18 protein-coding genes, 1 tRNA gene and 1 other RNA gene are annotated in these 20807 nt (G+C 55.7%); 14 read left to right on the top strand and 6 right to left on the bottom strand.

Translation table 11 applies throughout. The features are described 5' to 3' along the window. Window positions 1-4 precede the first annotated feature (4 nt). A complete protein-coding gene (gene atzF, locus V2154_RS20920; protein ID WP_353503708.1) occupies window positions 5-1852 on the bottom strand; it encodes an allophanate hydrolase in 1848 nt (615 codons plus the stop codon). A gap of 270 nt (window positions 1853-2122) precedes the next feature. Between atzF and V2154_RS20915 the strand changes: the two genes are divergently transcribed. From V2154_RS20915 to V2154_RS20875, 9 genes are all read left to right on the top strand, one after another. Continuing rightward, window positions 2123-2569 carry an antitoxin PaaA2 family protein gene (locus tag V2154_RS20915; RefSeq protein ID WP_353503707.1) on the top strand — a complete coding sequence of 149 codons (447 nt, stop codon included), beginning with the start codon at window positions 2123-2125 and terminating at the stop codon, window positions 2567-2569. A 15-nt stretch (window positions 2570-2584) separates the two neighbouring features. Next, window positions 2585-2857 carry a type II toxin-antitoxin system RelE/ParE family toxin gene (locus V2154_RS20910; protein WP_353503706.1) on the top strand — a complete coding sequence of 91 codons (273 nt, stop codon included), beginning with the start codon at window positions 2585-2587 and terminating at the stop codon, window positions 2855-2857. A 14-nt stretch (window positions 2858-2871) separates the two neighbouring features. Continuing rightward, window positions 2872-4314 (top strand): alpha/beta hydrolase, encoded by a 1443-nt coding sequence (locus tag V2154_RS20905; RefSeq protein ID WP_353503705.1) that lies wholly within the window; start codon window positions 2872-2874, stop codon window positions 4312-4314. Window positions 4315-4329: 15 nt separating this feature from the next. Then, window positions 4330-4662 carry a type II toxin-antitoxin system RelB/DinJ family antitoxin gene (locus tag V2154_RS20900; RefSeq protein WP_353503704.1) on the top strand — a complete coding sequence of 111 codons (333 nt, stop codon included), beginning with the start codon at window positions 4330-4332 and terminating at the stop codon, window positions 4660-4662. A gap of 190 nt (window positions 4663-4852) precedes the next feature. Beyond that, window positions 4853-5317 (top strand): MarR family winged helix-turn-helix transcriptional regulator, encoded by a 465-nt coding sequence (locus V2154_RS20895; protein WP_353503703.1) that lies wholly within the window; start codon window positions 4853-4855, stop codon window positions 5315-5317. Between the two features lie 155 nt (window positions 5318-5472). Beyond that, window positions 5473-5895 (top strand): organic hydroperoxide resistance protein, encoded by a 423-nt coding sequence (locus tag V2154_RS20890; protein WP_034794086.1) that lies wholly within the window; start codon window positions 5473-5475, stop codon window positions 5893-5895. 223 nt (window positions 5896-6118) lie between these two features. After that, entirely contained in the window at window positions 6119-7804 is a 1686-nt protein-coding gene (gene eptB / locus V2154_RS20885) for a kdo(2)-lipid A phosphoethanolamine 7''-transferase (RefSeq protein WP_353503702.1), read from the top strand. 101 nt (window positions 7805-7905) lie between these two features. Next, window positions 7906-7982, top strand: a tRNA-Pro gene (locus V2154_RS20880). Between the two features lie 35 nt (window positions 7983-8017). Then, window positions 8018-8146, top strand: a non-coding RNA gene (locus V2154_RS20875) — RtT sRNA. An 82-nt stretch (window positions 8147-8228) separates the two neighbouring features. On the opposite strand, the gene V2154_RS20870 is transcribed toward V2154_RS20875, so the two are convergent. Both V2154_RS20870 and V2154_RS20865 read right to left on the bottom strand, forming a co-directional pair. Further along, window positions 8229-8558, bottom strand: a complete 330-nt coding sequence (locus tag V2154_RS20870) for a type II toxin-antitoxin system RelE/ParE family toxin (protein ID WP_353503701.1) — start codon at window positions 8556-8558, stop codon at window positions 8229-8231. Further along, the gene (locus tag V2154_RS20865) at window positions 8527-8763 is read right to left on the bottom strand and encodes a ParD-like family protein (protein ID WP_034794079.1); all 237 of its coding nucleotides are present in this window, start codon (window positions 8761-8763) and stop codon (window positions 8527-8529) included. The genes V2154_RS20870 and V2154_RS20865 overlap by 32 nt, the downstream gene beginning before the upstream one ends. Window positions 8764-9461: 698 nt before the next feature. Between V2154_RS20865 and dppA the strand changes: the two genes are divergently transcribed. From dppA to dppF, 5 genes are all read left to right on the top strand, one after another. After that, the gene (gene dppA, locus V2154_RS20860) at window positions 9462-11069 is read left to right on the top strand and encodes a dipeptide ABC transporter periplasmic-binding protein DppA (RefSeq protein WP_353503700.1); all 1608 of its coding nucleotides are present in this window, start codon (window positions 9462-9464) and stop codon (window positions 11067-11069) included. A 207-nt stretch (window positions 11070-11276) separates the two neighbouring features. After that, on the top strand, window positions 11277-12296 hold the full coding sequence (dppB, locus tag V2154_RS20855) for a dipeptide ABC transporter permease DppB (RefSeq protein ID WP_353503699.1): 1020 nt from the start codon (window positions 11277-11279) through the stop codon (window positions 12294-12296). A gap of 10 nt (window positions 12297-12306) precedes the next feature. Next, entirely contained in the window at window positions 12307-13221 is a 915-nt protein-coding gene (gene dppC / locus V2154_RS20850) for a dipeptide ABC transporter permease DppC (protein WP_185688992.1), read from the top strand. Window positions 13222-13231: 10 nt separating this feature from the next. Further along, window positions 13232-14257 (top strand): dipeptide ABC transporter ATP-binding protein, encoded by a 1026-nt coding sequence (gene dppD / locus V2154_RS20845; RefSeq protein WP_353503698.1) that lies wholly within the window; start codon window positions 13232-13234, stop codon window positions 14255-14257. Beyond that, window positions 14247-15263 carry a dipeptide ABC transporter ATP-binding subunit DppF gene (gene dppF, locus V2154_RS20840; protein WP_034794069.1) on the top strand — a complete coding sequence of 339 codons (1017 nt, stop codon included), beginning with the start codon at window positions 14247-14249 and terminating at the stop codon, window positions 15261-15263. Before dppD ends, dppF begins: the two co-directional genes overlap by 11 nt. Before the next feature lie 116 nt (window positions 15264-15379). On the opposite strand, the gene V2154_RS20835 is transcribed toward dppF, so the two are convergent. The 3 genes from V2154_RS20835 to V2154_RS20825 form a co-directional block, all read right to left on the bottom strand. Next, the gene (locus V2154_RS20835) at window positions 15380-16339 is read right to left on the bottom strand and encodes a family 8 glycosyl hydrolase (RefSeq protein ID WP_437342044.1); all 960 of its coding nucleotides are present in this window, start codon (window positions 16337-16339) and stop codon (window positions 15380-15382) included. 96 nt (window positions 16340-16435) lie between these two features. After that, a complete protein-coding gene (gene bcsD / locus V2154_RS20830; RefSeq protein ID WP_353503696.1) occupies window positions 16436-16915 on the bottom strand; it encodes a cellulose biosynthesis protein BcsD in 480 nt (159 codons plus the stop codon). Window positions 16916-16935: 20 nt separating this feature from the next. Then, the gene (locus tag V2154_RS20825) at window positions 16936-20772 is read right to left on the bottom strand and encodes a cellulose biosynthesis protein BcsC (RefSeq protein ID WP_353503695.1); all 3837 of its coding nucleotides are present in this window, start codon (window positions 20770-20772) and stop codon (window positions 16936-16938) included. Window positions 20773-20807: the final 35 nt, after the last annotated feature.

Below are 20807 nucleotides of genomic sequence, written 5' to 3'. Positions count from 1 at the left end.
ATCCTCAGGCGTGATTCAGGGAGGCGAGGTGGGAGATGTAGCTTCTCCAGCCGCCAAAATGGGTGATGTCGGTGGCGTCGGAAATCGCCCACGGCTCGCAGATAAAGCCTTTCACCGTGCGGCCGTCGGCCAGTTGCAGCGAGCCAATGCCCAGCGGGGCGGGGATCTCCGCCACGAACTCGCCGAAGCGCGCCAGCGGGATGTCCCACAGCTCGACGATGATGGCGCTGCCGCCCTCGGCTCGCACCAGGCCGGGTTTTGGCGGCTGGGTGTTGGCCAGCGCAAACAGCTTGTAGTTGGCGGCGGTGGTGGTCTGCTCGACCCGCACGGCTTTGCGCTGGGTCAGCTGGAAGTTCAGCGGCATGCCGGTCAGATGGGCACCCACCACGGCGACGCGCACGTGACCTTTACTGACCGGAATGGCGTGCATAAGCGCGTTGGCGCTCAGCTCGCGACCGGTTGCGCCGAGAGGCAGAGAAAGGCTGCGCTGCCACTGGCGACCAAAGGCAGCTAACGCGTCGTCGTGCCATGCTGGAGCAATCAGCGTGATGCCGGACGGCAGGCCGTCGGCGCGAATGCTGGCAGGCAGCGCCAGCGCTGAAAGGTCCGCCAAATTGGTGAAGTTGGTATAGGTGCCGAACTGTGAGTTGTAGCGTACTGGCTCCTGCGCCATCTCTTCCAGCGTGCGAATGGTCGGGGAAGTCGGGACGATCAGCGCGTCGAAACCTTCGAGCGCCAGATTGATTTTGCGCGCCAGCTCGGCCCGCAGGTATTCGGCCCGCCACGCATCGCAGGCGCTGTAATTCAGGCCATTCGCCACAATGCCGCGCACCGTGGGGTCCATCACTTCTGGCGTTTCTTCAAAGATTTTGCCCACTGCCACTGTGCGCTCGGCCACCCACGCGCCGTAATAGAGCTGCTCCGCCAGTTCGCGGAACGGCGTGAAGTCGATAGGTACCAGCGTCACGCCGCTGGCCGACAGGCGCTCAAGGGCCTGGTCAAATTCAAACTCCGCCAGCGCGTCGCCGAAGAATTCCAAACTGTTCGGCACGGCGAAGCGCGGATGGGCCGACATGGCGGCTGGCGCGGTGTGCGGGTTGGCGCGCGAATAGGCGTCGGCGGCGTCATACCCGCCGGCGGCGTGCGCCACGGCTTGGGCATCTTCCACGGTGAGGGCGAAAACGGAGACGGCATCGTTCAAACGGCAGGCCGGAACCACGCCTTTATTCGACAGCCAGCCTTTGGTCGGTTTCAGGCCCACAATATTGTTAAAACCGGCCGGTACGCGGCCAGAGCCTGCTGTGTCCGTGCCTAAAGAGAACGCGACCAGCCCGCGTGCCAGCACCGAGGCCGAGCCGGAGCTTGAGCCGCCGCTAACGTAATCCGGGTTGAACGTGTTGCGCACCGCCCCGCGCGGAGAGCGAGTGCCCACCAGGCCGGTGGCGAATTGGTCGAGGTTAGTTTTGCCGACCACGATCGCCCCTTTGGCGCGCAGATTGGCGACCACGGTGGCGTCGTCTTGGGCGACGTAGGTGAATTCAGGGCAGGCGGCGCTGGTGGGCCAACCGCCGACGTCGATGTTGTCTTTAACCGCGAAAGGCACGCCAAACAGCGGCAGGGAAGCCAGCGAGCCATTGGCGTCGCGGCGCAGCTGCTCCAGATGAGCAAACTGTGCCTCAAGCTGGGCGGGCGTCGCCAGATAGAGCCAGGCGGTGTCTTGCGGGTTCAGGCTGGCTACAACCATTGACAGCGAAGTGCGCAAACTGTCCGGTGCAGAAAGGTAGTGCCGTTGCCAGTCAGATAACGTGAAGGCATGAAAAGGGGGAGTTACCGAGCTTTTGCTGTCGTTCATTGGTTGAATTCCATCTGGTACACAAGATTGAATTCAACAAAGCAAAGGCTGTGCCATATTTTTACTTTCTGATTTTAAAGGACTTTGTAAGAGGTTAGATCCCTACTGCACAAATGTTGCACCAACGTTGCAATGCAAATGACCGAAAATGGCGCGGGAATTTTGCGAGTTGCCACGCACAAAACAGATAAAATCGGCTTCCTATTCCCTGCGATGTATAGATAATTGCATGGATGATTTATTGTAGATTACAGGAAAGTGAGCTGACCTATGGCACAAGAGATGATTGACCACGCATTACTTACCCGTTTGAACGAGGCGGGCGTAGTGAGTCAGGTAAGTGTGATAGCCCAACATGGAGGATGGACAGTAATGATTAAATATGGCGCAAGTCAGGCGGCCCTTATGGCCCAACGCAGTGGTAAGGTGCGCGTTTTCAAACGGTTTGAGACGCTCGCCGCCTACTTAAAAGAGTTCGGTATCAATCGCTTTGAAGTGGATATTACCGACTTTGACCCCGCAAACGGTGGAGGAGTAATCCGCCCGGATCGTTCCGAAGCCCTCAAACGCGCCCACGAGGCAGCGGCTCTTGATGCTTGGCTGCGCGAACAGGTCCAAGAATCACTTGATGACCCGCGGCCAACCCTTGCTCATGAAGACGTCAAAGCTTACTTCGCAGCCCGTAAAGCCGTGCTGAATAAAAAAGAGAGTGAATAAACGTTAAGGAAAACTATGCAACTGGTATGGAAACCAATGGCACTCGAGGACCGTGAACGCATTTTTGACTGGTTATCAGCCCAGAATGTGCAGGCTGCGATAGCGCTTGATGATGAGTTTGACCTCTTTTCTGAGCGGGTCTGTATCGACCCGCTAATTTATAGAGAGTGTAGAGTCGCGGGTTTGCGTGAGGCAGTGATTCGGCCAAATTACATTATGATTTATCAGATACGGGACGTTGAACTTCATATCGTTAGAATCATTCACACTGCCCAGCGCTGGCCCTAGGGAATACTGACTTCATGCACTTTCGAAAATTGTCGCGCCGTTTGAAAAGAGCGCTATTTGCCCTGTTGCTGGTGGCGCTAACCCTGTTTGGCGTCCGTGCTTATGACTCCCTTCAAGGAGCACCGCTGGAGCCGTGGCATCGTTTAGTGCCGGAAGAACTGACCGAGGTGCAGCTTGATAAAAGCACCTGGGCGGATTATCTCAAGGCAGAACAGCGCGCATTTGAAGAGGTAAAACAGCAGGTTACGGATAAGCTGGAACCTGAAGATCGCATTCCTTTGAATCGCTATTACAACCGTAGCCCGATTTATCCCGAGCATTTTGCCACTGACTGGAATCGGTCTTACGAGCTGATGCCCGAGGGGAAGCCCCGAGGCGCAGTGGTGCTGCTGCATGGCCTGACCGACTCGCCTTATAGCCTGCGGCACATCGCTCAGGATTATCAGCGGCGCGGTTTCGTGGCGGTGGGCATTCGTCTGCCAGGCCATGGCACCGTGCCGGGCGGGCTGACCAATGTTGATTGGCCGCAGTGGCTAGCCGCGACAAGGCTCGCCGTGCGCGAAGCCCGCCGCGCAGCGGGTCCCGATGTCCCGCTGCAAATGGTCGGTTTCTCTAACGGCGGGGCGCTGGCGGTGAAGTACACGCTGGATGCGCTGGAGGATGCATCGCTTGAGCAGCCTGCGCGTTTAGTGCTTATCTCGCCGATGATCGGCGTCACTAGCTTTGCGCGCTTTGCCGGTATCGCGGGCTGGCCGGCGATTTTCCCCGCCTTTGCCAAAACGGCGTGGTTAAATATTTTGCCGGAGTTCAATCCATTCAAATACAACTCATTTCCGGTGAACGGCGCGCGACAGTCCTATCTATTGACCCGCGCCTTGCAAAAGCAGGTCGGCGCCGATGCTAAATCAGGCAAACTGGCGCAACTGCCGCCGATTCTGGCTTTCCAGTCCGTGCTGGATTCCACCGTCAGCACTCGCGCGGTGGTCACGCACCTGTTTAATCTGTTACCCCCCAATGGCAGCCAGCTGGTGCTCATTGATATTAACCGCAATGCCTATGTCGGGCCGTTGTTACGTACCTCCAGTGAAACGGCCATTGAGCGGCTGTTGCCCGCCGGGCCGCGACACTATCAAACCACGGTTATCACCAACGCGTCGCCAGAACAGGCAGCGACGGTGGCACAAATCACCGAGGCGGGGCAGACTCAGACAATCACTACGGCGCTCGGCATCGATTATCCTGCGGAGTTTTATTCCCTATCCCACGTGGCGCTGCCTTTCCCGCTGGACGACTCGCTGTACGGGCGAAATCCGCAAGGCGCACCACAATACGGTATTCATCTTGGGCGCTTAGCCGCGCGAGGTGAAAGTGGGGCGCTGGTGGTCAGTATGGATCAGTTAATGCGCGTGTCATCGAACCCCTTCTATCCCTACATGCTGCAAAGAATTGCGCAATGAAGGGTGGGTGTTGTCATGCAAATGAATGACAATAAGGGCTTAATGCCCAATGAGGAAAACATGATGCCAAATGCTCTGGTTCAGGCGCGTATCGATTCAGAAATTAAGGACAAAGCAAGCGTAGTGCTTGAAAGTCTTGGTTTGACCCTCTCTGATGTTGTGAGGATTTTATTGACGCGAGTCGCCAATGAAGGAGGGTTGCCAGCCGGGTTTGTCTCGGATTCAAAAGCTTACGATATATGGTTTAAGGCTAAAGTTCGGGAGTCCCTGGAAGACGACACGCCGGGCATACCTCATAAAGAGGTGGAGGCGTATTTCGCCAAGCGCAGGGAAGAAAAGATCGTTTAGCGGAAACCCGCGAACTGATTGTTCCGGAAACACACTTCATTGTGGTCTATGCTGTTCTTCCATCAACTCCTAACAAGATCAAGATATTGCGTGTTTTACACAGCGCACGGCAATGGCCCGAATAGCTTTCGAGCAAAATGCCGTCAAAAAATGCTTGCGATAAAATCGCGCACTATATATATTGAGGCCCATGAAGACGAAAACTGAATCACCAATATCGACCAATGCTCTGCTCCATCTGGATCAACAGATGTGTTTTGCACTGTATTCCGCGAATCTGGCACTGCATAAAGTCTACCGTAAGCTGCTGGGTGAGCTTGACCTGACCTATCCGCAATATCTGGTGATGCTGGTGCTGTGGCAGCGTGATGACGTGATCGTATCGGAAATTGGCGAAAAGCTATTCCTTGATTCCGCGACCCTGACGCCGCTGTTAAAGCGTTTGGAAACTGCCGGTCTGCTGGTTCGTAATCGGGCTAAAACCGATGAGCGCCAGGTGATTATTACCCTGACCGATGCCGGCAAGGCGCTGAAAGAAAAAGCAAAAGGTATCCCGGAGGCGATTATGTGCGCCACTGAATGTGATATCGATGAAATGTCAGCCTTGAAGGGCCAGCTTGAGTCCCTGCGTGAAAGGCTGAAAGATAAGTCCTGATTGCTGAATATCAGGCAGCGAGAAATTCTTTGTAGTCAGCAGACAAGTCCGGAGTAGAGCTTCGAGTTTGTCTGCGAATGATTAACAAGTCGTGCGCTATTAAATAGCGATATTAATTCTTACCCTAAACCCAACCTGTCTTAAAGGAATGAAATATGTCTATCGAAAAAGTAATGTACCGCGCTCATGTCTCTTCCACCGGTGGTCGTGATGGCCGTGCGGTTTCTGACGATGGCCTGCTGGATGTCAAACTGGGCCTGCCGAAAGAGATGGGGGGATTGGGTGGTGCAACGAACCCTGAGCAGCTGTTTGGCGCGGGTTATTCAGCCTGTTTCCTCGGTGCTCTGAAAGCCGTTGGCGCGAAAGAAAAAGTGAAAATCCCTGCCGACGCTAAAATCGAAGCGACCGTGGGTATTGGTGAAATCCCTGGTGGCTATGGCTTAGAAGTGCAGCTGGATATCACTCTGCCAGGTATCGAACGCAGCGAAGCCGAAGCTCTGGTTGAGAAAGCGCACCATGTCTGCCCTTACTCTAATGCCACTCGCGGCAACATTGATGTCACTCTGAACGTAAAATAAAATAATGGCATCAGTGGAAACCTATTAGTCACGCGTTTGCCACACCAGGTTACCCACAAAGGAGGCTTCGGCCTCCTTTTCTCGTTTGGGGCTTCGCCTAATGCAGATCATTCTGGAAATCCTAGCCAAATCTCGTTTCTAACCAATATGGGTGAACCACCGGCCAACAAACATGTCACAATGATTCAGAATCTTTCTAAAACTGTCTGGAAAACCACATTACATGAATAGAGTGAAGACTCTATCGCAGCAAAATCTCTCCTTCTTGTTAGCGATTTACATCGGCATTTTCCTCAATGTCTCCGTGTTTTACCGCCGCTTTGCACCGATGGCCCATAACCTCAATCTGACTGAAGTGGTTCAAGCCTTCACAGAAGTGGTTGCCATCGTGCTGTTCACCTTCTTCTTGCTGCGCCTGTTATCACTGGGCGGGCGCCTGTTTTTCCGCATCATTGCCAGCTTTTTGCTGCTGATATCGGTGGCCGCCAGCTACTACATGGTGATGTTCAACGTCGTCATTGGCTACGGCATTATTGCCTCGGTCATGACCACCGACATTGACCTGAGTAAAGAAGTGATTGGCTGGTATTTCTTCTTGTGGATGGCCGTTGTCAGCATCATTCCTTTGATACTTATTTGGAAAAATGACCTGCGGCTAACGCTGATTGAGCAGATGAAAACGCCGGGTCAGCGCCTGCTCCCGCTGGCTATTTTGCTCGCCGTGGTGGCGCTGGTATGGCTGCCGCTGCGCATGCTGGATCGCCAGCAGAGTTTGAATGAAAAACTGACCAACATTGACTTGCCGAGCTACGGCGGCGTGGTCGCGCACTCTTATTTACCCTCTAACTGGCTGGCTGCGCTGGGGCTTTTTGCCTATACGCAGGTGGATGAAAGCAATGACGCCAGTAACTTGTTAGACCCGGCGAAAAAGTTTACCTACATTCCGCCGGCGGGCATTGATGACACTTATGTCGTGTTTATCATCGGCGAGACCACCCGCTGGGACCACATGGGCATCCTCGGCTACGAGCGCGATACCACGCCGCGTTTGTCGCAAGAAGAGAATCTGGTGGCTTTCCGTGGTACCTCGTGCGACACCGCCACTAAGCTCTCCCTGCGCTGTATGTTCGTGCGGGAAGGCGGGGCGGAAGATAATCCACAGCGAACTTTGAAAGAGAAGAATGTGTTTTCTGTGCTTAAGTCGCTGGGATTCAGCTCTGAGCTGTTCGCGATGCAAAGTGAAGTGTGGTTCTACAACAACACCAATACTGACAATTACTCTTTCCGCGAAATCATCGCCTCGGAAAAGCGCAATGACGGCAAGCCGGTAGATGACATGCTGCTGGTGAACGAATTGCAAGAGTCGGTGAAAAACCATCCGCAGGGCAAACACTTAGTCATTCTGCACACCAAAGGTTCGCACTATCAGTATTCGCAGCGCTATCCGCGCAGCTTTGCGCGCTACACGCCCGAGTGCATGGGCGTAGATCGCTCCTGTTCAAAGGCGCAGCTAATTAACGCCTTTGATAATAGCGTCCTGTATACCGACACCTTCATCGGCAACGTAATTGACTCACTGCGCGATAAAAAGGCCGTGGTGTTCTATGCCGCCGACCACGGCGAGTCGATTGATGAGAATTCCCACCTGCACGGCACGCCGCGCCAGATGGCTCCTGACGAGCAATTCCGCGTACCTATGATTGCCTGGGCGTCCGACAGCTTCCTCGCCCAGCCGGACCATCAGGAAGCTTTCGACAGGTTAAAAGCCCAGCAGCGCGTGGGGGGTAAAAAACGCCACGAGGAGTTATTCGACTCAATTCTGGGTTGTCTGGGATATACCTCGCCCGACGGTGGTATCAATCCCGCCAATAATTGGTGTGCTAAACCTCAGTCTGCTGACAGTATTTAAGGCTGAAAATGCCGGTTCCGCTGAATTTCTAAGCAGTCAGCAGAGTTGTCATAAAAAGGCGTTGACGCTCTGAATCAGCAGCAGTAACATGCGGCCCAATTCGGCGAGTAGCGCAGCTTGGTAGCGCAACTGGTTTGGGACCAGTGGGTCGGAGGTTCGAATCCTCTCTCGCCGACCACATTTGAAAAACCTGCTTTTTAAAGCAGGTTTTTTTTCGTCTGGAGTTTATGAGGATGAGAACCTCCGAAGGAGGTTTGAGCCGAGCGCAGCGAGACCACGTTGCTTTAGCAACGGCCCGCAGGGCAAGCATCGCAGATGCGCGTAATCCTCTCTCGCCGACCACATTTGAAAAACCTGCTTTTTAAAGCAGGTTTTTTTTCGTCTGGAGTTTATGAGGATGAGAACCTCCGAAGGAGGTTGGGAGCTATTTCATTAGCTTTAAATCAGCCTTCCGATGATTCTTCTGATCCTGATAGAAGTTTTCATGAGAATCCAGACTCAGCAAATACAGTGCAATTTTATCTTCTACCCAGCTGTAGCCTATTAGCGCGAGCTGGTTGTTGAGTTGGAATTTGTGCACCCGCAGGTAATTTAAATCCCCTTTCTTTAACTCGCCGATAGTCGGGTTGTCCTGTATGCGCTCAATCTCATCCTCCACCACGGCTTGCTGCTGTTGCGGTAAGCGATTTAATGCCTTTGAGAAACGATGAGACTCAAACGTATCAATCCTTTGACCGCTCTGTCCTTCTGACATAACGCGTTACCTTGTGGTTATCAATTTCACTTTTGGCTAAGAGGGTTTCCATAATAAATCGATAGGTAAGGTCAGGGTTATCTTCGGCAATCCGGCCTATTTTCGCCCAATGCTCGATCTGCTTTGGAATACTGCGATGGGTGGCTTCTGCGTGGATTTTTACTTCACTGACAAAATCATCATCAAGCCTGATGCTGGTTGCCATAATTTCACCTTTTTTCATGTGTGCATGCTGAGACTCAGGTTGCGGTATAATGTCGCTATATGCAACAAAATGTCGCAAATAAAATTCTTTCACTCGGAAACAATCACTATTTCCCCCTCTGCACCAAAATAGAGCGCAGGCCCTATTTTGGCGTCCATCTGCACCCTTTTCTGGCGCGTTCGCGGCAAATTATCTCATCCGTCCTCAGCATTTTCCGCTGGCTTATGGCCCGATCACACCAATAACCGTTCATATAATCATCATTTGGCAAGAAATTTTTTTCGAAAGAAAACGGGGTAAAGCGCTGAGATGATTCTGTTAGGTAGGTGAATGTGTTGACTTTCTGCCATATAACTGAACTTTCATCCTGCATATGTTAAAGAAAGGTTTTTTTATGTTTGTTTGCTGTTACTCACAGTCTTTGTAAATGCCTATTGGTTATATTGACGTCATCCATCAGAGTTGCCAAATTGATAGCCCGAAGTAAGACCAGAAGATTTTTCCGGTAATTTTTTGTAACGCTAAGTTTACGAGTTTTGCCTGAGAAAACGCCTCCTCGGCGTTCCTCCCTTTTTCTGGAAAGACTTTCCGCAGCGAATTGGGCAACACAGCCTCCCGTCTATAAAAAATAAAGGGAGGCGTGAGCTGCAAATACAACACACACATCCACATCACCATTAATAGATGGAGCACAAGCGATGAAAATCTCCTTGGGTAAAGCAGGGCTACTGAAATTCAGTATGGGCCTGATAGCGCTGACCGTGGCCGCCAGCGTCCAAGCCAAAACTTTAGTTTATTGTTCTGAAGGCTCGCCTGAAGGCTTTAACCCACAGCTGTTCACCTCTGGTACGACTTACGATGCCAGCTCCGTGCCTATCTACAACCGTTTGGTAGAGTTCAAAATTGGTACCACTGAATTGCAGCCGGGTCTGGCTGAGAAGTGGGACATCTCCCCAGATGGCAAAACCTACACCTTCCACCTGCGCAAAGGCGTGAAGTGGCAAGACAGCAAAGATTTCAAACCTACTCGCGATTTCAACGCGGATGACGTGGTTTACTCCTTTGAGCGTCAGTTAGACAAAAACAACCCATACCACGGCGTTTCTGGCGGCAGCTATGAATACTTCGAAGGCATGGGCATGCCTGACCTGATCAGCAAAATCGTCAAAGTTGACGATTACACCGTGCAGTTCGTGCTGAACCGCCCTGAAGCGCCATTCCTGGCTGACCTGGGTATGGACTTCGCGTCAATCCTGTCTGGCGAATATGCGGCTAACATGCTGAAAGCCGGTACGCCGGAGAAAGTTGACCTGAACCCAATCGGTACTGGTCCATTCCAGCTGCTGCAATACCAGAAAGACTCCCGCATCCTGTACAAAGCCTTCCCAGGATACTGGGGCACCAAGCCGCAGATCGACCGTTTAGTCTTCTCCATCACGCCTGACGCTTCTGTGCGTTATGCCAAATTGCAGAAAAACGAATGTCAGGTTATGCCGTTCCCTAACCCAGCTGACATCGCGGCAATGAAGAAAGACAAAACCATCAACCTGATGCAACAACCGGGTCTGAACGTGGGTTATGTCTCCTTCAACGTTGAGAAAAAACCGCTGGATGACGTGAAAGTGCGCCAAGCACTGACCATGGCTGTGAACAAACAAGCCATCATCGACGCGGTTTATCAGGGTGCTGGCTCTGCTGCTAAGAACCTGATCCCACCAACTATGTGGGGCTACAACAAAGACATCGTTGATTACCCATACGATCCAGTTAAAGCCAAAGAGCTGCTGAAAGAGTCTGGCCACGCTGACGGCTTCACCATCGACCTGTGGGCAATGCCTGTTCAGCGTCCATACAACCCGAACGCTCGCCGCATGGCTGAGATGATTCAGGCTGACTGGGCGAAAGTGGGCGTGAAAGCCAACATCGTGACTTACGAGTGGGGCGAGTATCTGAAACGCGCCAAAGCGGGTGAGCATCAGGCAGTGATGATGGGCTGGACCGGCGACAATGGGGATCCAGACAACTTCTTCGCCACCCTGTTCAGCTGTGCAGCGGCGAAAGACGGCTCTAACTACTCTCGCTGGTGCTACAAGCCGTTTGAAGACCTGATCCAGCCAGCTCGTGCTGAATCCGATCACGCCAAACGTGCTGCGCTGTACCAACAGGCTCAGGTTGTGATGCATGACCAAGCGCCTGCGCTGATCGTGGCTCACTCCACCGTTTATGAGCCAGTGCGTAAAGAAGTCAAAGGCTATGTGGTAGATCCACTGGGCAAGCACCACTTCGAAAACGTTTCTGTGGAGTAAAGCTTACTGAATGACCCGGGAACCGCGTTGTGCGGTGCTCGCAATCTTCGCCTACCTAATGGTATGTCTTGATTGCTGTGCTCCTCCGCCTTGTTCGCGGGCCATTCACTACAGCCTTGAATCCATTAGTAAAGAAATAAATGTGAGCTAACAATAAGCCCGGCGAGCTACGGTTCTCCGGGCATTTTATACAAGAGAGTACGGGATATGTTTCAGTTCATACTCCGACGTCTGGGGTTAGTTATCCCAACGTTTATCGGCATCACTTTGCTGACTTTTGCCTTCGTGCACATGATTCCAGGCGACCCGGTGACCATCATGGCCGGAGAACGCGGTATTTCTGCTGAGCGCCACGCACAGCTGATGGCCGAAATGGGCCTCGACAAGCCGCTGTATCAACAATACTTCCACTATGTGACAGGGGTGCTGCACGGCGACCTTGGCGTCTCGTTAAAAAGCCGCGTCCCTGTTTGGCAGGAGTTTGTGCCACGTTTCAAAGCCACGCTGGAATTAGGCATTTGCGCCATGATTTTCGCGGTGATCGTCGGTATACCCGTGGGGGTATTGGCGGCGGTGAAGCGCGGCTCCATCTTTGACCACACCGCTGTAGGTATCTCATTGACGGGATACTCAATGCCTATCTTCTGGTGGGGCATCATGCTGGTGATGCTGGTCTCGGTGCATCTTAATCTCACGCCCGTGTCGGGGCGAATAAGCGACACCGTGTTCCTTGATGACAGCCAGCCGCTGACCGGCTTCATGCTGATCGACTCCTTAATCTGGGGCGAGCCGGGTGACTTCAAAGACGCCGTGATGCACATGATCCTCCCTGCCATCGTGCTCGGGACTATCCCGCTGGCGGTTATCGTGCGTATGACCCGCTCTTCCATGTTGGAAGTGCTGGGCGAAGACTACATCCGCACCGCGCGTGCCAAAGGCGTGAGCCGTATGCGCGTCATCGTGGTCCACGCACTGCGCAATGCGCTGCTGCCGGTCGTGACCATCATTGGTTTGCAGGTCGGTACGCTGCTTGGCGGTGCCATCCTGACCGAAACCATCTTCTCTTGGCCAGGACTCGGCCGCTGGTTGATTGATGCATTACAACGCCGCGACTATCCGGTCGTGCAGGGCGGTGTCTTGCTGGTCGCCATTCTGATTATCGTGGTTAACCTGCTGGTAGACGTGCTCTACGGCGTGGTCAACCCGCGTATTCGCCACAGAAAATAAGGGGCTCACTATGTCTCAAGTTACAGAGCCCGTTGCTAACGAAATAGTGACGGCAGCGCCGACGCCGATGCCGCCAATGCGCGAATTCTGGCACTACTTTAAGCGCAACAAAGGGGCCGTGACCGGCCTGGTTTACATCATCATCATGCTGGTTATCGCCATTGGCGCTAACGTGATTGCACCCCACGGCCCAGCGGAACAGTTCCGTGATGCGCTGCTGCGCCCGCCGGTCTGGCAGGAAGGCGGCAGCTGGAAGTTCCTGTTAGGCACCGACGACGTGGGCCGCGATATCTTGTCTCGCCTGATGTACGGCGCGCGCCTGTCGCTGCTGGTGGGCTGTCTGGTGGTAGTACTGTCGCTGATCCTCGGCGTGATTTTCGGCCTGTTCGCCGGTTACTACGGCGGCGTGGTTGACGCCACTATCATGCGTATTGTTGACATCATGCTGGCGCTGCCAAGCTTGCTGTTAGCATTGGTACTGGTGGCGATTTTTGGCCCGTCTATAGTCAATGCCTCGCTGGCTCTGACCTTCGTCGCCCTGCCGCACTATGTGCGTTTGACCCGCGCTGCGGTGTTGGTCGAAGTGAACCGTGACTACGTGACGGCTTCTCGCGTGGCGGGTGCAGGTTCCGCACGCCAGATGTTTGTGAACATTTTACCTAACTGCTTAGCGCCGCTGATTGTTCAGGCCTCGCTCGGCTTCTCCAACGCCATTCTGGATATGGCGGCTCTCGGCTTCCTCGGCATGGGCGCACAGCCGCCAACGCCTGAGTGGGGCACTATGCTGTCCGACGTATTGCAGTTTGCTCAGAGCGCGTGGTGGGTGGTGACCTTCCCGGGCGTGATCATTCTGTTGACGGTACTGGCATTTAACCTGATGGGTGACGGTCTGCGCGACGCCCTTGACCCTAAACTCAAGCAGTAAGGGACGAGAGATGGAAACCACATTGATTAAAGATGTACCGGTTGGCAAAACCCTGCTGACCGTAGATAAGCTTTCCGTTCACTTTGGTGACGAAGGCACGCCGTTCCGCGCGGTTGACCGTATCAGCTACAGCGTTAAACAGGGCGAAGTGGTCGGCATTGTTGGCGAGTCCGGCTCGGGTAAATCCGTCAGTTCACTGGCGCTGATGGGGTTGATCGACTTCCCCGGCAAAGTGATGGCTGAGACGCTTGAGTTTGGTGGTCGCGACCTGCAAAAAATGAGCGAAAAAGAGCGTCGTCAGATTGTCGGTGCCGAAGTCGCGATGATTTTCCAGGACCCGATGACCAGCCTCAACCCGTGCTACACCGTAGGGTTCCAGATCATGGAAGCCATCAAGGTGCATCAGGGCGGCAACCGCAAAACGCGTCGTCAGCGCACTATTGACCTGCTGACGCTGGTGGGCATTCCTGATCCCGCTTCACGCCTTGATGTTTATCCGCACCAGCTTTCGGGCGGCATGAGCCAGCGCGTGATGATTGCCATGGCGATTGCTTGCCGTCCAAAACTGTTGATTGCCGATGAGCCGACCACCGCGCTCGACGTGACCATTCAGGCGCAGATCATTGAGCTGCTGCTGGAGCTGCAACAGAAAGAGAACATGGCGCTGATGCTGATCACGCACGACCTGGCACTGGTTGCCGAGGCCGCGCAGCACATCATCGTGATGTACGCCGGGCAGGTGGTGGAATCAGCCCGCGCCTCGGAAATTTTCCGCGCGCCGCGCCACCCGTACACCCAAGCCCTGTTGCGTTCCCTGCCGGAATTTGCGGCGGACAAGGCCCGTTTGCAGTCATTACCGGGCGTCGTGCCGGGTAAATATGACCGCCCGAACGGCTGCCTGCTCAACCCGCGCTGCCCGTATGCTAACGATCGCTGCCGTAAAGAAGAACCTGCACTGCGCGACTTGAGCAATGGACGCCAGTCGAAGTGCCACTACCCGCTCGATGATGCCGGGAGACCAACCTATGAGTCATGATAATTCTGTGAAGTCAGAGCCGCTGCTGCAGGCGATTGACCTGAAGAAACACTATCCGGTGAAGAAGGGGCTGTTTGCTCCTGAGCGCACGGTGAAAGCCCTCGACGGCGTCTCTTTTGACCTCGAACGCGGCAAAACGCTGGCAGTGGTGGGCGAGTCTGGCTGTGGTAAGTCCACGCTGGGCCGCCTGCTGACCATGATTGAAATCCCCACCGGCGGTGAGCTTTACTATCGCGGTCAGGATTTGCTCAAGCCAGACGCCACGGCCGAAAAGCTGCGCCGCCAGAAGATCCAAATCGTGTTCCAGAATCCTTACGGATCGCTGAACCCGCGTAAGAAAGTCGGGCAGATCCTCGAAGAGCCGCTGCTGATCAACACCAAGCTGTCAGCCAAAGAGCGCCGCGAAAAAGCCCTCGAAATGATGGCCAAAGTGGGCCTGAAAACCGAGCATTACGACCGCTATCCGCACATGTTCTCCGGCGGCCAGCGTCAGCGTATCGCCATTGCCCGCGGGCTGATGTTAGACCCAGACGTGGTGATTGCCGATGAGCCTGTTTCTGCATTGGACGTCTCGGTGCGCGCGCAGGTACTGAACTTGATGATGGACTTGCAGAAAGACCTCGGTCTGTCTTACGTCTTCATTTCGCATGACCTGTCGGTGGTAGAGCATATCGCCGACGAAGTGATGGTGATGTACCTCGGCCGTTGCGTGGAGAAAGGCTCGAAAGACGCCATCTTCAACAATCCGCGCCATCCGTACACCCAAGCGCTGCTCTCCGCCACGCCGCGCCTGAATCCGGATGAACGCCGCGAGCGCATCAAGCTGACCGGCGAACTGCCAAGCCCGCTGAACCCACCGGCCGGTTGCGCGTTCAACGCCCGCTGCCGCCGCGCCTTCAGCACCTGCAAGCAGTTCCAGCCGCAGCTCAAACAGTACGGCGACCAGCTGGTGGCCTGCTTCGCCGTCGACCAAGACGAAAACGGCCAGACGCAAACCGTGGCCTAACAACCGGCTTCGACTCCTTTGCTGAAAATCAAAAAGCCCGCGATTGCGGGCTTTTTTTCGTCCAAATCATATTAAATATGCAATGGATACTCAGCCAATCCATTGCATTTATACAATTATTTCCCCTGACTCGCCCACCAAGCCAGCAGTTGCAGGGTCGAGGAGTAGTAGTCATCTTTTGGTGCGAGGTCGGGGCTGATGGCGCTGCGATTTGCCATGGTGAAATCGCGGATTGCCAGCAGGCCGGGGGACATATTGTACTCCGCCTTGGTGCCGGTCATGACGTCAACCCAGGCAGGCGTGGCGTCGCGTGGTGATTTCTGCCACCACTGGATATAAGGCGCGAGCCCAGGGCTACCAGCGTGTGCCCAGCCGAGGTAGAGCGGGATGCGCACCGCGTCGTAGCTAAAGCGCGGCGGCCATTTGCTCGAGGGTAGCAGAGTGCCGTCGGCTTGCAGCGTCACCCAGTCGGTCGGCAAACGCAGTTCGCCAAAGGTCATCTTGCCGAGCAGCGCGACGCCGCTTTCATCGAGATCTTTCCACACTTTCAAATGACTGTGCTGGTAAAACGCCTGCCACGCGGGGAACAGGAAATAGGACGGGTTGAGGGTTATCGAGCTGGTCTGGTTAAAGCCCGAAACGCCCGGCAGCATCACTTTATATCCGGCGTAGTCGATCACCGTTTTCTTGATGAGCGCCGACTGGAGCTTGTCCGAAGCCTGCGTGTAGCGCGGGTCATGCCAGCGATCGCCCGCCAGCAGTAGCGCCCAGGCCATTAAGGTATCGCCATCAGAGGCGTTATTCTTGTCCGCTACTTTGGGAGTGGCATTCGGGTCGTAGCGCCACGAATAGAGGCCAATATCCTTGCGATACAGGTTCTTATTGGCCCATTGCCACAGCTGGTCGAAGGTCCCCTGATCATTGTTGTACACCGCCAGCAGCATGCTGAAACCCTGCCCCTCGGTGTGACTCACGCCTTTGTTGGCGGTGTCGGTGATACGCCCGTCGGCCAGCAGAAATCGGCTTTTATACTCTAACCAGCCATTGCTCTGCGACCAGCCACTGTTCTGTGCCATTACAGCCGTTGAAAACAGCGTCGCTGAAACCAGCGAGCAGAAAACGCCAAGCCACAACAGCAGGCGACGTGCCCGAACTGACAACATAAAAATTCCTTACAATCCATTTTGATAACGGAAAAGCAGCACACCTTCACGGCCGCTTTCCTGCCAGCGGAGTGATACCGAAGCCTGCCCGCCCTGGGCCAGTAGCCATTCGCCATATGCCCCTTCCAGTACCGCAACCAGCGCGATTTGCCACAGGGCCTCATCACTGCCCTGCGGGGCCGCAGGCCAGGCGATATGGGCCAGCGTCAGCTGCTGGTTGGTCGCCTCAATCTTCACCACGCCCCAGTCGAACTGGCCGAGCAGCTGATTGAGCTGGTCTTCCAACTCGCCCAAGGTTGCGGCCGCAGCGAGAGGATACTGCCTGGCTAAATTGCTGCCCATCAGTGCCAGAAAGCGTCGCCCGTCTTCATCATCCGCTGAGGAAAGGATCCCTGAGAACAGCACCTGCACCAGATTTTGCCAGCCAGACGTCTGTTTACGCTGGCGATAATACTGCTGCTCGACCCGTGTATAGTCTTGTTGTTGCATGGTTTTTTCCATCACTGAGATCAATTCTGGCCCATAAGATAGCGGAAGTAGAGCTGAGCTTTGCTTTCATTGTAGTCGCCGAAAGTGTCATAGCCCACTTGCCCGCCAATCTGCATATTTTTGTTCAGGTGGTAGTTGCCGCCGACACCCGCGTTCCAGCCGATGCCGTTTTTCGAGCCGCCGGAGTAGAAGGCTTCCTGCGCTTTGCCGTCGGCAACCAGCTGTTCCAACTGGCTTTGCAGGTTTGCGTCTTCCGGGAAGTACGGGCTTTCGTCCTGAGTGTAAGACTGATAGCCGACCGAGCCGCTGAGTTTCAGGTCCCAGTCGTTATATTTCTGGGTGTATTCCACCGGGAATGACACACTGACGTAGTTTTGCGGGCTGAAGTAGCCACCCTGACCATAGCTGAAGTAGCTGAGGTTTTTGTCGAAATTCATATAGCCGACGTTTACCCCGGTTTTCAGCTCGCGGTCGTCATAACGATAAGGTCGGATATATAAACCGACGTTGGCGTTAACCGCCTTGTTCGAGGTGACGTGGTCGCCCAGATAGCTGTAGTATCCGCCACCGGCATAGAAACCGGCGTCGCCATCGTCATAGGATAAATTGACGCTGCCGCCGTTTTTGGTGACTTGCCCCCACTTGTCGCCGGTGTAGGCATCTCGGGTGCCGACGTAAGAGAGCAGGCTGTCGTTAACGGCGCGGCGCTCGGCGGTCACGGTCAGGGTGGTGAAGTCGCCGAGCTTAGGTGCCCACTGCGCGCCACCGACCAGTGAAGTTAAATCCTGACCCAGCGGCGTGGAGCCGACGTCCACTTTGTAGTTATCGCCACTCAGCGCGGCGTTCAGCTCGACGCCGGATTCGCTCTGCGAACCCGAAGACTCTTTGGCAATGTACTGCGACGGCGAGGCCGGAGTGTTGGAAGCATTTTGCTGCGCCTGAGCCAGCGGGCTGAGCTCGCCGTGCAGCGCGCCAGTACCAAAGCGATTATTAGCGCTGTCGCTGCTTGAACCGGCGTCCAGCGTGACCGGCGTGACCCCCAGCGTGACGCGCGACGAGTCGAACGGCACGAAGGAGAAGCTCATCGGCGCTTTGGCCTCGGTCAACTGGCTCAGGCCGCTTTCACCATCGCGCCCGCGCACCGACAGTTCGCCCTGTACCCAGTTGGCGGTTCTGTCTTGCAGCTGGTCGAGCATGTCGTCGATCTGCTTTTCAGTAGCGTTGCGCTGAACCACGGCGGTCGGCGCTGCGCCCGGCAGAGGCACGGTGCTGGTGGAGGAGACTTGATCCGGCTGCTGCCACGGCATCACCGTGCCATACACCGACTGCGTGGTGCTGCGCGAGGTGCGGGTAGAACGGTTGATGAACGGGTTGTCGCTCAGTTGCAAACCGGCGATCTGCGACGAGCCGCCGTCAGCGCCTTCCAGCCCAATCATCTTGCCTTTCGCCGAACGCAGCAGCGCCAGCGCCTGCTGATGGTCGCCTTCGGCTTCGGCCACTCGCGCCGCCAGCAGCAGTCGCTCTGGGGTGCGCGGGCCGGTCAAACCGTTCATCAATTGCTGCGCCCGCGAGGTATCGCCTTCTGCCAGCGCGATGTTAATCGCACCCACCCTGGCGTCCTGCGTCGGCGTGTCGTTGCTCATCAGGTAGTTATAAACCTGACCGGCCTGTTTATTCATTTTGCCGGACTGGTACAGACGGGCCATCGCCAGCATCAGGTCGCGGTTTTGCGGATCGGCCTGCAGGGCGACAACCAGCTTGTCGTAAGCCGCCGCGTACTGGCCCTGCTCGCGCAGGTCGTCGGCCTGATTAATCACAAAGCCGTTGCGCATACCGGCCATTTCCGTTGGTGTCGAGCTGGCCTGAATCTGAGGGTTTTGCAGGAATGCCTGCGCCTCGCCGCTCAGCCCCGCCTGATTCAGCACGGTGATTTGGTCGGCATAGTCTCCGGCATTGCCCTGCACGCCCTGACGCATATTCTGGCGCACAACCTGCACCGCCAGCGGAATTTGCCCGGTGGCGGCTAAGTTCTTCGCCAGCACGCCCGCATCGGCAGGAGCCGATGGCGGGTTCTGCGCTAAGGCGCGCAGGGTGTTGGCGGCAGCGGCGCTATCCCCTTGGCGTAAGTAGGTTTCTGCCGAAGCCATCTGCTGATTGAAATTCGCCCGCTGGCCCAGTTCACGCATGGCGGTGGTCTGGCTGGCTCGCGGAATGCGCGCCAACAGGGCGCTGGCGCTGGACCAGTTTTGGGTTTCTGAAGCGAACAGGGCAGCGGCATATAGCTCGGTGGCCCCCGCGCCCGGCTGATTCGCGCCCGCCATCAGTGACTGCGCCTGCGCGGTTTGCCCCTGTTTTTGCAGAATGCGCGCTATGTCCAGCTTCACCCAGACGTTGTTCGGCTGCCTCTCGCGCGCCTGTTGCAGAATCATCAGGGCGCGCTGCGGGTCGTTGTTGGCGACGGCCTGCGCGGCCTGACGGCGCATTGGCTCGATGACGTCAGCCACCGCCGGAGGTTGCAGCTTATTGCGCAGCGCGGTCGGCAGGGTTTGCAGTACCTGATTGGCCTCGGCGGTTTTATTCTGCTGGCGTAAAACGTAGTACAGCCCCGCGCGGGCATCGGGATTGTCACCCAGCTGGCTGTACTGCTGCTCGGCGGCGGCCAGATCCCCTTTGCGGCGCAAAATGTCGGCGCGCAGCAGGCTGGCGGACAGCCCTTTGTCGCCACCGGCCTGGGTCAGCGGCGTGAGGCTGGCCAGCGCGGCGTCGAAATTGCCCGCTCCGGCGTCATTTTTGGCTTTGCTCAGTTGGGCATAAAACTGCGAGTCCTGCGCCTGTGTCGCCAACTGGGCGCTGTTGGTGCCGCCCTGTTGCGCCGCGCGGGAGAGGTAATCCGCCGCCGCCGCAAAATCGCCATTGCGCTGCGCGATATAACCCAGCCCGGCGAGGGCATCGGCATCGTTTGGATTGCCATTTAAGACGGTCTCGAACCGGGTTTTGGCATCATTAACATTGCCACTATTCAGCTCATCGAACCCCTGACTTTTCGCCGCGCCGCCAATATTCTTCTGGAAGTAGGCCATCACGCTGGTGTCATTGGGGTGACGCGCCTGATAACCCTGATACAGCTCGCGGTCGCTTTCGCGCGGCACCATCCACAATAACGCCTGACGCAACGAGCGATCGGCCTCCGGGCTATTGGCCGCCATGCTGCCGAGCAGATTAATGCCGTCGCGGCGGGTAGACTCTTGATAAGTCAGCACTTTGCCGAGCGCGAGGCGCGCCGTGGCGTCTTCAGGATGCTGGGCCACGCGCTGTTGCAGACCCTGAATCGCCTGAGGTTGCAGTGACTTGTCGCCCGCCATGGTCAGGTAATATTCGTTCGCCAGACTGTCCAGCGGCTGATCGCCATTGAACAGCGTGCGGTACGCCGTCAGCGCGCCGCTGATATTGCCCTGCGTCGCCATCTGCCGTGCGGCGGCCAGCTGGGCCGGGGGAATAGATTGCACGGCTTTCGCATTGCTTAGCGAGGCAAGACGCGGATCCTGCGGCGACACGGCGCTCAGCTTGTCCCGCCACTGGTTGGCGGTGGCCTTGTCACCACTTTGCAGGGAATAGAGCGACATCAAATAGAGCGCCTGCGCGTTATTCGGGTCAACCAGCAGCACTTTGTTCAGCGCGTCTTTGGCTAAATCGTCGTGGGCGCGATCGTGCCAATAGGCCGCCTGATCGAACAAGGCTTTCAACGCCGGATTTGAGGTGTCCGCCGCTTGAGCCGCCAGCACAGCACTTCCCAGTCCGGCGATCCCTACCAGATAAATCGCCCTGAACACCGCCAGAGATAGCTTATTGTTTTTCATGGTTAACTCCGGTGATCGCCGAGTCAGATATCATC

Origin of the sequence: Ewingella sp. CoE-038-23, from assembly GCF_040419245.1 — a bacterium.
Classification (GTDB): Bacteria; Pseudomonadota; Gammaproteobacteria; order Enterobacterales; family Enterobacteriaceae; genus Ewingella; species Ewingella allii.
The sequence above is the reverse complement of the archived record's forward strand: the minus strand, read 5'-3'. Positions and strand labels throughout refer to the sequence as shown.